The organism is Flavobacterium jumunjinense, from assembly GCF_021650975.2.
Lineage (GTDB): Bacteria > Bacteroidota > Bacteroidia > Flavobacteriales > Flavobacteriaceae > Flavobacterium > Flavobacterium jumunjinense.
In genome coordinates this window covers 505,201-517,900 of record NZ_CP091285.1, presented here as the reverse complement: position 1 = coordinate 517,900, position 12,700 = coordinate 505,201, and the positions used below count along the sequence as shown (strand labels likewise).

General features: G+C 33.1%; 12 protein-coding genes. 1 reads left to right on the top strand and 11 read right to left on the bottom strand.

Going from position 1 to position 12,700, the window contains the following annotated elements:
• Window positions 1–106: 106 nt before the first annotated feature.
• Together L2Z92_RS02595 and L2Z92_RS02590 are read right to left on the bottom strand one after the other, a co-directional pair.
• Window positions 107–2,527, bottom strand: coding sequence for a CHC2 zinc finger domain-containing protein (locus tag L2Z92_RS02595; RefSeq protein ID WP_236457290.1), 2,421 nt, complete (start codon window positions 2,525–2,527; stop codon window positions 107–109).
• Window positions 2,524–2,706: a SymE family type I addiction module toxin gene (locus L2Z92_RS02590; RefSeq protein ID WP_236457289.1), complete on the bottom strand. Its 183-nt coding sequence runs from the start codon at window positions 2,704–2,706 to the stop codon at window positions 2,524–2,526. Before L2Z92_RS02590 ends, L2Z92_RS02595 begins: the two co-directional genes overlap by 4 nt.
• 150 nt (window positions 2,707–2,856) lie before the next feature.
• Between L2Z92_RS02590 and L2Z92_RS02585 the strand changes: the two genes are divergently transcribed.
• Window positions 2,857–3,216, top strand: a complete 360-nt coding sequence (locus L2Z92_RS02585; RefSeq protein WP_236457288.1) for a helix-turn-helix domain-containing protein — start codon at window positions 2,857–2,859, stop codon at window positions 3,214–3,216.
• A gap of 497 nt (window positions 3,217–3,713) precedes the next feature.
• On the opposite strand, the gene L2Z92_RS02580 is transcribed toward L2Z92_RS02585, so the two are convergent.
• The 9 genes from L2Z92_RS02580 to L2Z92_RS02540 form a co-directional block, all read right to left on the bottom strand.
• Window positions 3,714–4,139 carry a hypothetical protein gene (locus L2Z92_RS02580; RefSeq protein WP_236457287.1) on the bottom strand — a complete coding sequence of 142 codons (426 nt, stop codon included), beginning with the start codon at window positions 4,137–4,139 and terminating at the stop codon, window positions 3,714–3,716.
• Window positions 4,129–5,091 (bottom strand): RHS repeat-associated core domain-containing protein, encoded by a 963-nt coding sequence (locus tag L2Z92_RS02575; protein WP_262913018.1) that lies wholly within the window; start codon window positions 5,089–5,091, stop codon window positions 4,129–4,131. Before L2Z92_RS02575 ends, L2Z92_RS02580 begins: the two co-directional genes overlap by 11 nt.
• A complete protein-coding gene (locus L2Z92_RS02570) occupies window positions 5,085–5,414 on the bottom strand; it encodes a hypothetical protein (protein ID WP_236457295.1) in 330 nt (109 codons plus the stop codon). The genes L2Z92_RS02575 and L2Z92_RS02570 overlap by 7 nt, the downstream gene beginning before the upstream one ends.
• 215 nt (window positions 5,415–5,629) lie before the next feature.
• Window positions 5,630–6,070, bottom strand: a complete 441-nt coding sequence (locus L2Z92_RS02565) for a hypothetical protein (protein WP_236457294.1) — start codon at window positions 6,068–6,070, stop codon at window positions 5,630–5,632.
• Window positions 6,071–6,098: 28 nt separating this feature from the next.
• Window positions 6,099–7,121: an RHS repeat-associated core domain-containing protein gene (locus L2Z92_RS02560; RefSeq protein ID WP_236457293.1), complete on the bottom strand. Its 1,023-nt coding sequence runs from the start codon at window positions 7,119–7,121 to the stop codon at window positions 6,099–6,101.
• 1,013 nt (window positions 7,122–8,134) lie between these two features.
• Window positions 8,135–8,995 (bottom strand): tyrosine-type recombinase/integrase, encoded by an 861-nt coding sequence (locus tag L2Z92_RS02555; protein WP_236457292.1) that lies wholly within the window; start codon window positions 8,993–8,995, stop codon window positions 8,135–8,137.
• A 3-nt stretch (window positions 8,996–8,998) separates the two neighbouring features.
• The gene (locus L2Z92_RS02550) at window positions 8,999–9,850 is read right to left on the bottom strand and encodes a tyrosine-type recombinase/integrase (protein WP_236457291.1); all 852 of its coding nucleotides are present in this window, start codon (window positions 9,848–9,850) and stop codon (window positions 8,999–9,001) included.
• A 188-nt stretch (window positions 9,851–10,038) separates the two neighbouring features.
• On the bottom strand, window positions 10,039–12,459 hold the full coding sequence (locus tag L2Z92_RS02545; RefSeq protein WP_236457290.1) for a CHC2 zinc finger domain-containing protein: 2,421 nt from the start codon (window positions 12,457–12,459) through the stop codon (window positions 10,039–10,041).
• Window positions 12,456–12,638, bottom strand: a complete 183-nt coding sequence (locus L2Z92_RS02540) for a SymE family type I addiction module toxin (protein ID WP_236457289.1) — start codon at window positions 12,636–12,638, stop codon at window positions 12,456–12,458. The genes L2Z92_RS02545 and L2Z92_RS02540 overlap by 4 nt, the downstream gene beginning before the upstream one ends.
• Window positions 12,639–12,700: the final 62 nt, after the last annotated feature.

The following is a 12,700-nucleotide window of genomic DNA, read 5'->3' as shown; positions in this document are numbered from 1 at the left end:
GACTTTTTGGGAATTGAGACAATAAACTAGTAATTAGTTGTTAGTGACTAGTAATTAGTAAGTTGTGTTAATTTTAATTGTCCCAAGATTGTCCCAAATTGTCTCACTATTCTGTTGTGTTTGGTCGTAGCTTCTCAATTTGTAATAATAATTTTTCTTTTATTTTAATTCTAAGTTTTTGATAATCATCCCAATAGTCTACTTTGTAACATATTTTTCTTAAGTTTCCTTTGTTCATTGTAATTAAATATTCTAGTTCTACTAATTGAATGATAAAACGACTACATTGACTTTTACTCATATTAAACGCTTGTCTAATTTCTCTTTGTGTAAAGTCTTTCTCTTGTGTTTTGAGGTGTTTTTTTAGTTTTTCAAAGAACTGTCTTAAAGAGCCGTCGAGTTCATCTACTTTTAAAATGATGCTTTCAAAAAGGACTTCTGTAGCTTGTTGTAAATCTTCGATTTGTGTGATTAATTTATCGTTTTTAAGTGCTCTATCTCTCTGATTTAAAAGGGTGATTTGCCTCACAATGCTTTGGAACATTTCGTTTAATCGTCTTATTTTGTGTACTTCTTGTGGTAGTTCTAGCTTAGTTGCATAAGGGTTTATGACGTCATAATTTTGTAATGCTCTAACTATTTGTTGTAGTTTATTGCGTGCTTTCTCCTGGTCTTTTGGTTCAATTTCTCCAGCATATTTTTTGTTTTGATAGTCAATAATTCTTCTGCTTTGTGCTGTGCTTTCATCGATTGCTAATAAAAAACTTCTACTCATATTGTCTTCGTAAATTTCTCCCTTTGTGGTGGCTGATAAACTACTAAACACGCCTTTTACTTCTTTTTTTGTCGATTTGATATTGCCTTTTTTGTCTTTGATACTTACCGAACTGGATAACCTTTGATTACTGATTAACTCTCGCATGGCAAACATGGCTTCTTCTTTTAGTCCGTCTAAATCTTCTATAATTAAGAGTTTGTTTACCAGTTCATATTCGCCCCAATTGTATAAAGAACTTTCTGTTATTCTTGTAAATCGAAGTACGTCTTCTTGTGGTATAATATCGGCTATTTTACTGATTAAATGTGTTTTTCCGCTTCCGCTTGAACCTTGTACGATTGCGTGTAAGGGTTGTTTTGTTTTGTAGGAACTGGCAATAATAAATAGTAATAGTCTGCTGTTTTCTTCTCCAACTATTCCGCTTTGTTCTATCAGTTTGTTCAATTCTTGTAGTAGGTTTTCTTGTTGTAGAAAGGTTATCGGTTGTCCGTTATTGGTTATCTGTTTTTTGGATTCTGGAGTAGCTTTTTGTACTTCCTGTTTTGGTTCAACTTTTATAGTTTGCTTCGCCAGTTCGCCATTAAAATGGCTCGTGTCTTCAATTGAAAAAGAAGAGATTGCTTCCTGCTTCGTTTCTCTCGTAGTCGCAATGACATCCTTTCTTTGTTCGATTAAGTGTGTTAGTATTTCACTTTCATGACCTTGTAATAAACTATTGATGTCTTCTTCTTGTGGTGTTTCTACTTGGCTTATTTTGGCTTTTGGGTGTAACTCTCGCAGTATTTCAGCGTATTTGGTAACGGCTTCGTTTCCTGCTTTATCGCCATCAAAAAAGAAAATGATTTCTTCTAACTGTTTTAAGGGTTTTAAAGCGTTTAGGATTTCTTCGTTTAGTCCGTTAGTTCCGTAGCAGGTTAATAGTGAGTAGTTTGCTGCGATTGCATCGATTTGTAATAAACTAGCTGTATCAATAATAGCTTCAGTAAGTAGTAATTTCTTTGTGTCTGGGTTGGGATAATTAGGATATAAACCTTGTCGGTTCTTCAGATAAAAATGTTTACTAACCACCCCGCCTTTTAGGCACCCCTCCAAAGGAGGGGAAGTTGTGACAATCGATCTAAAATAAAAGCTAACGATTTGATTTTCTTTGTTTTTTAATGGAAAGACAATTGAGCGATTTCCAAAAGGTTTGTAGGCTTGTCCGCCTGTTCTTGAGTTTGTACCGCCTTTGCTTAACAATCCGTATTCTAAACAAGTATTAATTAGCTTTTCATCTTTTCTTGCTCCATGATGGAACTGCCCAGAGTTAAAACCTATGTCTAATTTTTCAAAGTCTAAATTTCTGCTGCTGCAATATTCTTTAGCTGGTGGACTATTAAATATGGCTTTTCTAAAACTTAAATACATTTTTTCTAAGAACGTTATATGTTCTAGGTTGTGAGTTATATGTTTTGCTGTTGTTGTTGGTATTGGTTGTAATTGGCTCATTGACTCATTGGCTAAACTGGCACATTTTAAAATGGCTTCGTGTTTGGTTAACTTTTCATAGTCTTGAACAAATTGGATAACATCGCCTTTTTTATCGCAAGCGTGGCATTTGTATTTATTTTGGGTAAAACTTACTTGTAAACTCGCTGTTTTATCCTCATGAAACGGACAACGGAGCATGTTGTTTTTGTTTGGATTTAGATTGTAGTGTTGTAGTACTTCCGCAATTGTTAGCCTTGATTTTATTTCTTCTATGCTCATGCTTTTTGTGGTGTTAGGATAATTTTTTCGTTTTCATAGCGTACTATCATGGTGGTATTTGCTATAAATCCTAGTTCTTCTAACCATATTCCGTTTAAACGTATTTCGGCTACGTGTTTGCTTTTTCTATAGGCTCTCGGGCTGTATTTGCTATAGACTTTGAGTTGTTTTGTTTTCATGTGTGAAATTTTATTAAAAAATATGTTACATTTTTTTTACACAGCAAAAATATAAAAAGTAATTATATTGTTACATATTTATTTCTTATTTTTTTACATATTGCTTAATTGTTGCTATTTTGTAACTTTGTAGTGTCAAAAAGAAAGATTATGGATATTGCAGAACAAATAAAGAAGATTAGAAAAGAAAAAGGGTTTTCTCAACAAGATGTTGCAGATAAGCTTTCAATGAATAGAGTGCAATATAATCGCATAGAAACAGGAAAGAGTGATCCAACAATGAATATTCTACAAAGAATTGCAGATGTTTTAGAAATTGAAGTTGTGCAATTTTTTGAAGCTAAAAAGAATAATAAAGAAATTCATTCTATTGATGAGCCTACTTTACAAAGAGCAAAATTATTAGATGAATTAGATGAAATACAAAAAAGTTCTATTTGCACTATGATAGATACTGCTATTGCAAATAAAAGACTTAAAGAAGCTTTGAGTAATGCAATGAATATATAAAACAGCAAAACCACTCCTTTTTACAGAGTGGTTTTTGCTTTTTTATTATTTGCTACGAGGTCAGGAGACCATCGTAGAGCTATTCGTTTTCATTAGAACTCCTCGAAGAGCTGGGGAGACCATCGTAGAGCATCACGGTTTCATAAGAACACCTCGAAGAGCTGGTTTTTGATTAATTATTAAATATTATTTCTAAGTTTAAGATTGCTTTACTAACTAGCTTCTGCTTTAACAACGCTTTCTTATTCTTAAAAACAAATTACTTGAATATGTTTTGTATTTCCTTACGGCAAACCGTAGTCTTAAAAATGTAAAGATGTAATATGTTTTTTTACTACTGTTTTTAATAATCTTTTTCTATAAAACAACAAAAGCACCCTTTTTTACAAGAGTGCTTTTTGCTTTTTTATTTATAGCTCAAAGTGAGGACACTTTGCGCAGCTGGTGTGACCATCGTAGAGCATCACGGTTTCATGAGAACACTTAGCCGAGCTGGGTTAATTCCATGTTTCCCAAAAAGGTGGTGGGTTGTTTAATTCTCCTAAAATAATTGCTAAAATAATTGAACCGAACAATGAAATTATAATATAAATACCTGCAATAAAGTTTAATCTTTTAATTTTGTATTGTTCTTTACTACGCAAAGCATCTTCAATCTCGACTATGTTTATGTGTTTGTTATATCTAATAACTATAAAAAGTAAAATAGGTAATGAGATAAATAAAGTATACCATTTATTTTCAAAAAGCAATAAATTGAAAAAATATTGTATTGAAATCAAAGCCGCAATGCCATTTAAAGATAAACATGCTACTGTTAAAGCTTGACCTGAAAATTCATTTAAGTCTTTTTCATATCTCCTATAAAAAGAATAACAGTTGTAGTAAACCACATCTATGAAGTATATTTTTCTATTTTCCATCTATTTGTTTTTCAATGATTTCTCCTATGCTTGTGTCAAATGTTACAGCCAAAACAAAATTAGATATAAAATAAACTCCTGCAATAGCTTGTCCAACTCCAGTTGGAGAAAGAGCTAAAACTGCCATTGTTGTATCTAATCCATTTGATATATTTAATCCATTATTTGCAATGTCATAAACAGCTAAACCGACTCCAACAGCTCCTAAGGTTCTTCCTGTTATTTTGAGAGTTTTGGATAATTTACCTATAGTTGCTGTATTATAATTTCCTAAAGGAACATAAATTTTTTTGCTTAAAATTACCTTTTCAAAAACAACATTTGAAGTATGGCCTGAATATAATTGAGAAGCATATCTTGTTCCGCTTAAATAAGCAGCCTCTAGTGGTTTTTGAATGATTTTAGATTTTCCAGAAAGACTTCTGAACATCAATGATATTTGATGATAATCTGCACCTGAACTTGCTTTTGATTTCCCTGTCACAACAACTTCATTAAGTGGATAAGTAGGGTCTCCATTATTATCCCAGACTACACCATTATTAGGGTCTGTATATGTAGGTCCAATGTATTCATAATCATTAGGTAGGATAGTGTTTTTGTTTACATTTGGATCAAAAATAACATTACCTCTATTGTCACGGTAGTAATCTGAAATTTTGTTGTTTTCTATAAACTCGCTTAAGCCAGAAGGGTCATTAAAATAAAGAGGGTTGTTTAGAGCAAAACGATAGGGAGTTATTGAATGTGTGAATTCACTAAGTTTGTCTATTGAATTAAACCTACCAATAGCAGGATCATATTGACGATAATCCATAGCGGTAACATTAAGCCCTAATTCACTTTGCCACTCCTGTCCGTTGTATTTATAGTTATAATTAGGTTGTGCATTATTAGAATTATACCCTTCATGTTTCAGTCCAAATGGGTAGTAATGACTTTCTTCTAGAATCGCACTGAAACGTATAAGTCTTGCACATGGAGGATGGTTGCCTTTCTGTCGTTTCTATCGGGCAATTCCTGTATGTGTTCATTACCTAAAATTCCATTTTTGTCAATGTCCGAATAGCTCACCCTAATGTTTCCTAAGTGGTCTGTATAGTTGAATACATAACTATAGCTGTTTTCGCTATATTGGTATTTTACATAGCCTTCTGCGTGTGGAAAAAACTCTAATCGGTTGTCTTTGTACTGGAAGCCAGCCAAATAAGTAGTCTTATTGGTTACAGGTGTAGGAAAAGGATTGTCCCATGTAGCTTCTGGTGTTGATGTCACTCTTTTTTCTAGTTTTGTTCCTATTGCATTGTAAATATAGAAAAAACGTTGATTTTATAATAATTTTTGATACAGTATTGATTTGTTTTTAAAAATAAAAGCGTAGCCACTTTATAAAACAACAAAACCACTCCTTTTTACAGAGTGGTTTTGCTTTTTTACGTTGTGGGCACAAGCAAGATGCTTGCGCCAGCGTGGGGGCTAAAGTTTTTATTTCAATCTTTAGATTTTCCTCTTTGCTCTATTTCAATAACCTTTTCTTCTGCTTTAATATCGTCTATGCTTATTATGTCAGATATGTTTTCAATTGCTCCTCCATAAAAATAGTGTTTAATATTGCCGAAATAACCAATAAGACCTACATAATGTCCGTTAAAATATGAAATATTTTTTTCATTTATTTTACTTTTATCTAAGTATAAAACAAAACAATTTTTCATGTTGTTATAATATAAATCATCTTTTGACAAAAACAATCTAATTTCTTCTCCTTCAATATATTTAAGAAATCCTGTTGTTGAAACCCATTTACCATCATATTTTTCAGGATTAGCTATTAAACTTATCATAGAATATCTAGTTGAATTCAATTCCTTTTCTTGTGAAAAAGTATTAATTGTAATTAGAAAATAAAATATAATAATTGATGATCTCATAGATTGTATTTTAATAAGGTTGGTTTTATTATTTATTGTTGTCATAAGTATAGCGTAATTGTAGAGGGAGTCCTGTTGAACTATCAATGATCGTAGGGTCGACAAGTGGTCTTACATTTGGGCTAACTAGGTTTACTCTTCCTGTACTTCCTGGTTGGCTGGGAATATTTACTCCTCCTATATTTTTTTTTGTTGATCTAATAGGAGAGCCTCCTTTTTGATAAACATCATGAACAAATAGTTGTCCATTTGGTGTAACTAAATAAACTGGAATTCGAACTCCTCTTTTTCCTCTAAAATCAATTCCTCCGCCAAATTGAGCTGGAGCTGTGTCTCCAGAATCAGATTGTAATTTGTTATCTCCAGGATCATCTTCATCACCATGTGTATGTATTAATCCTGCTAATTCAGCAAAATCAGGAACATCATCTAATCCAAATAGAATAGGATATACTGTCCCTTTATTTTTTTTAGCACTTTTACTATATACAACTTGTCCTTTAGGACTTGTGTAAGAATACTTTCCATTCTTCTTTTTGTAAATAGCAGCTCCTAATTCTGTTTTATTGATAATAGAAATTCCATTATACTGCATTGCAAAATCAATTGCGGCTGTATCAATTGAATCAAAATCAAATCCTGGACCACCTAATTTCTTGTTCTGTTTAGCTTTTTTAAATTCGCCATTACCATTGTTAACCCAATGAGTTGTTCCGCTTCCTGAATTATTCCATGCATCCTGCATCCAACTTGGCATTTCGGAATCTGCCCCAGAAGGGTCAGCCCAAAACACAGGGTTATTATCAAATGCACTATATGGGGACATGCCAAAATGCACAATAGGATCTTGATTTACCCAACGCCCAATAGCAGGGTCATAGTCTCTCATATCCATGTCATACATATTCAATCCTAACTCTGTTTGTAGTTCTTTACCGTTGTATTTATACTGGTATCGTCCTGCATCGCTTTTTTTCTCGCGCGAGTGTTCCGTATTGCTCGTGTGAGCAATATGTAAATGCGTGTAAGTATGTAATTTTAGACATCCCATTGCTTAAAAATAATCTTTTTATTTTCAATTGAAAAAAAAAGATGTTGCTTTATTTTTGAGTTATTCGCTTTGTATTCGTGTTTGTGATTTCAATAAATATGTTTAGATTTGTTTTGATTCTTCTCATTTAAGAATTTTATAAATTAATATTACTTACTCTTGCAAGGAGATTAAAAGTGAGGCTTTACGGTCTCACTTTTTTAATTTATTACTTTTATTTCTCCAGGTTACAATTTCAGGTAAATACTGATTTTACTGCGTTTCCCGTTAGTTGGCTGCTATGTTAAAACGGTTCGCTCTCTTTTTTTATACGATTGCCAATTTTATTTTCAATTGAAAGAAAAAGGTGGTAGCAATCGTATAAAAAAAGAGAGCTTTACTTAATCGGTTTTTGTGCTAACACCCCCAAGCACCGCAAAAAAGACGTAACGAAGTGGAGTTTTTTTGAGGAGCGTCGGGTCGGTGTTGCGGCAATGCAAAAGCCACCACAGACCGTGAACAAAACGTAACGGAGTGCAGTTTTGTGAAGGGCTGTGAGCGTGTAACGGACACGAGGAAAACAATAATCAAACTAGTGGCTCTGCCACACCTTGCCGAGTGGATGGCTGTAGCAGAGAGCAACCGCCCAAAACACAAGGGGCGACAGCGAGAAAGACGGCAAAACGTAGCTTGTCGGAGTTTTGTGGTCTTTTTTGATGTAGTAGCCCCGACGAGCGTAGGGTAGTGAACGTGCGAAGACGAGGAGCGCAGCCAACAACAAAAAAGCTTCTTGAAGTCAAGAGGCTTTTTTGATGGTGGCAAGTGGTCTGTGGAATGGAGAGAGGCACGAACGACTGGAACAGCCGAGCGAAGCAAAGTGAACGACCGAAGGGAGACCGCTTGATTGCCTTTTGTTTTATTGCTTTTTGTGATTAAAGACTAAAAGTTAAATGAGGGTTATACTTTATCTATGGCTTTGATATGACTTTGATACGGCTTTAATACGGCTTTGATACGGAGTAGTAGTTTTTTATTTATTTCATTGGATGATGAATTTGTATTGCATTTTGCAGGGCTTTTATTCCGGATTGTTTGTATTTTTCTGTAGTGTCTAAATGTTTGTGTCCTGCAAATTCTTGTACTATTCTTAAGTTGTTGTTTTTGGCTAATAAATTGGTGATTACACTTTGTCTAATGGTGATGCTTGTTAACTTTTTATTGAACTGATTTTGATACGTTGTCACTAAATAATGAATGTCATCTGTTGTTATGGGTGTGCCTAATTTACCTAATAGTAAAGCGTTTTTATCGTTTCTAAGTGTTTTTAGCTCATTTCTGTCTTTAGTGAGGTATTGATGTAGTAAAAAGATTTGCTCGGCTTTGAGTGGTAAAATTCTACTATTGGTTAATCCTGTTTTTGCAATGTGTATTTGTGCTTTTTCTAGATCAATATCGTTTGTTTTGAGTTGTTGTATTTCTCCAGGTTTTAAAGCTTGATTGACTAGTAAACTCAGTATAATTTTGTTTCTTTTTTCTAAAATAGGATAACGTTCTTTTCTAGGTTGGAGTAGTAGTTCGAGCTCTTTTTCTGTGAATAAATCTTGTAATTGTATTGGGTCTTCTTTGCTGTCTCTTAGTTTTATGCTTAGGGTTGGATTGTCTTTTCGTTTGCCTGTTTCAATTAAAAACTGATAGTATTTTTTGAGTGCTGCTACAGCTCTGTTTGTACTTTTCGGATTGTAGTTTTTTCGTAAATGAGCTACATATTCCATTATTTTTTGATAGTTGTATTTTTCTGTATTTTTATTGATGCTTCTAAATTTTTGTATTTCATAATTGTAGTTTTTGACTGTCGATGGTTGTAAGTTTTGGTGTAAATAATCGTGTAAATTCATGTGTCATTGTTTTAGTTTTAGGTGGTTTATTTTAGTATAAATTTGAGTTGTCTTTAGTTGGTCATGTCCTAAAAAATCCCGCACCATTTCTACGCTCATATCGTTTTCTAATAAATGGGTTGCAATGGAATGTCGAAGCGAGTGTAAACAGATTTTTTGTTGTTTTAAAAGCAGATTTCTTTTGCTTATTTTCTTAAATTGATTGTAAATACTATTGCCTAATAATCGGTTTCCATCTGGAGTAATTAAAAAACTATCTTGGTCTTTTTTTCTGTATTGAAAACTTTCTACATAGTATTTTTTTAAGTCTTTGGTGATGCTTTTTGTTAATGGAATAACTCTTCTTTTCTTGCCTTTTCCTTTTCTTATAAAGAGTAATTTTTTAGAAAAATGAATGTCTTTTATATTCAAATTTTGTACTTCGGTTCTTCTGAGTCCACAACCATAACACAAGTGTATAATGGTGGTTTCTAGTTGGTTTTGACAAGAAGCGTAAAGGATTTTTATCTCTTCTACAGTGAGCGTTGCTCTTGTTTTATTTTGTGGTGTTTTTACTTTTAATAGGAACGGATTTTTATTGATTTGTTGTGTTCTTTCTAAGTATTCAAAAAAGAGTTTTATAGCGAGTAGTTGACTTTTTATGTAGGCTTCACTGAGTTTTCCAATGCCTCTTGTTTTTGGTTTTTCTTGTAAATAGCGATGATAGTTTGCTATGTGTTTTGGTTTTATTTTTTGTGGATTTTCTTTGCTGTAATGGAGTAGTTTTTTTACAAATTTCGGATATTCATTTACTGCATTTTTGCTATAGCCTAAGTTTTGTAATTCTTTTCTAAAGTTGAAAATAATGTCTTCCATAGTATACCTATGATTGTTTGTTCATTAGTTTTTATTGTTTACCTATGGTATTCACGAACCACTTCGTTAGGTTTTAGGTTGTGACTTTTTGGGAATTGAGACAATAAACTAGTAATTAGTTGTTAGTGACTAGTAATTAGTAAGTTGTGTTAATTTTAATTGTCCCAAGATTGTCCCAAATTGTCTCACTATTCTGTTGTGTTTGGTCGTAGCTTCTCAATTTGTAATAATAATTTTTCTTTTATTTTAATTCTAAGTTTTTGATAATCATCCCAATAGTCTACTTTGTAACATATTTTTCTTAAGTTTCCTTTGTTCATTGTAATTAAATATTCTAGTTCTACTAATTGAATGATAAAACGACTACATTGACTTTTACTCATATTAAACGCTTGTCTAATTTCTCTTTGTGTAAAGTCTTTCTCTTGTGTTTTGAGGTGTTTTTTTAGTTTTTCAAAGAACTGTCTTAAAGAGCCGTCGAGTTCATCTACTTTTAAAATGATGCTTTCAAAAAGGACTTCTGTAGCTTGTTGTAAATCTTCGATTTGTGTGATTAATTTATCGTTTTTAAGTGCTCTATCTCTCTGATTTAAAAGGGTGATTTGCCTCACAATGCTTTGGAACATTTCGTTTAATCGTCTTATTTTGTGTACTTCTTGTGGTAGTTCTAGCTTAGTTGCATAAGGGTTTATGACGTCATAATTTTGTAATGCTCTAACTATTTGTTGTAGTTTATTGCGTGCTTTCTCCTGGTCTTTTGGTTCAATTTCTCCAGCATATTTTTTGTTTTGATAGTCAATAATTCTTCTGCTTTGTGCTGTGCTTTCATCGATTGCTAATAAAAAACTTCTACTCATATTGTCTTCGTAAATTTCTCCCTTTGTGGTGGCTGATAAACTACTAAACACGCCTTTTACTTCTTTTTTTGTCGATTTGATATTGCCTTTTTTGTCTTTGATACTTACCGAACTGGATAACCTTTGATTACTGATTAACTCTCGCATGGCAAACATGGCTTCTTCTTTTAGTCCGTCTAAATCTTCTATAATTAAGAGTTTGTTTACCAGTTCATATTCGCCCCAATTGTATAAAGAACTTTCTGTTATTCTTGTAAATCGAAGTACGTCTTCTTGTGGTATAATATCGGCTATTTTACTGATTAAATGTGTTTTTCCGCTTCCGCTTGAACCTTGTACGATTGCGTGTAAGGGTTGTTTTGTTTTGTAGGAACTGGCAATAATAAATAGTAATAGTCTGCTGTTTTCTTCTCCAACTATTCCGCTTTGTTCTATCAGTTTGTTCAATTCTTGTAGTAGGTTTTCTTGTTGTAGAAAGGTTATCGGTTGTCCGTTATTGGTTATCTGTTTTTTGGATTCTGGAGTAGCTTTTTGTACTTCCTGTTTTGGTTCAACTTTTATAGTTTGCTTCGCCAGTTCGCCATTAAAATGGCTCGTGTCTTCAATTGAAAAAGAAGAGATTGCTTCCTGCTTCGTTTCTCTCGTAGTCGCAATGACATCCTTTCTTTGTTCGATTAAGTGTGTTAGTATTTCACTTTCATGACCTTGTAATAAACTATTGATGTCTTCTTCTTGTGGTGTTTCTACTTGGCTTATTTTGGCTTTTGGGTGTAACTCTCGCAGTATTTCAGCGTATTTGGTAACGGCTTCGTTTCCTGCTTTATCGCCATCAAAAAAGAAAATGATTTCTTCTAACTGTTTTAAGGGTTTTAAAGCGTTTAGGATTTCTTCGTTTAGTCCGTTAGTTCCGTAGCAGGTTAATAGTGAGTAGTTTGCTGCGATTGCATCGATTTGTAATAAACTAGCTGTATCAATAATAGCTTCAGTAAGTAGTAATTTCTTTGTGTCTGGGTTGGGATAATTAGGATATAAACCTTGTCGGTTCTTCAGATAAAAATGTTTACTAACCACCCCGCCTTTTAGGCACCCCTCCAAAGGAGGGGAAGTTGTGACAATCGATCTAAAATAAAAGCTAACGATTTGATTTTCTTTGTTTTTTAATGGAAAGACAATTGAGCGATTTCCAAAAGGTTTGTAGGCTTGTCCGCCTGTTCTTGAGTTTGTACCGCCTTTGCTTAACAATCCGTATTCTAAACAAGTATTAATTAGCTTTTCATCTTTTCTTGCTCCATGATGGAACTGCCCAGAGTTAAAACCTATGTCTAATTTTTCAAAGTCTAAATTTCTGCTGCTGCAATATTCTTTAGCTGGTGGACTATTAAATATGGCTTTTCTAAAACTTAAATACATTTTTTCTAAGAACGTTATATGTTCTAGGTTGTGAGTTATATGTTTTGCTGTTGTTGTTGGTATTGGTTGTAATTGGCTCATTGACTCATTGGCTAAACTGGCACATTTTAAAATGGCTTCGTGTTTGGTTAACTTTTCATAGTCTTGAACAAATTGGATAACATCGCCTTTTTTATCGCAAGCGTGGCATTTGTATTTATTTTGGGTAAAACTTACTTGTAAACTCGCTGTTTTATCCTCATGAAACGGACAACGGAGCATGTTGTTTTTGTTTGGATTTAGATTGTAGTGTTGTAGTACTTCCGCAATTGTTAGCCTTGATTTTATTTCTTCTATGCTCATGCTTTTTGTGGTGTTAGGATAATTTTTTCGTTTTCATAGCGTACTATCATGGTGGTATTTGCTATAAATCCTAGTTCTTCTAACCATATTCCGTTTAAACGTATTTCGGCTACGTGTTTGCTTTTTCTATAGGCTCTCGGGCTGTATTTGCTATAGACTTTGAGTTGTTTTGTTTTCATGTGTGAAATTTTATTAAAAAATATGTTACATTTTTTTTACACAGCAAAAATATAAAAAGTAA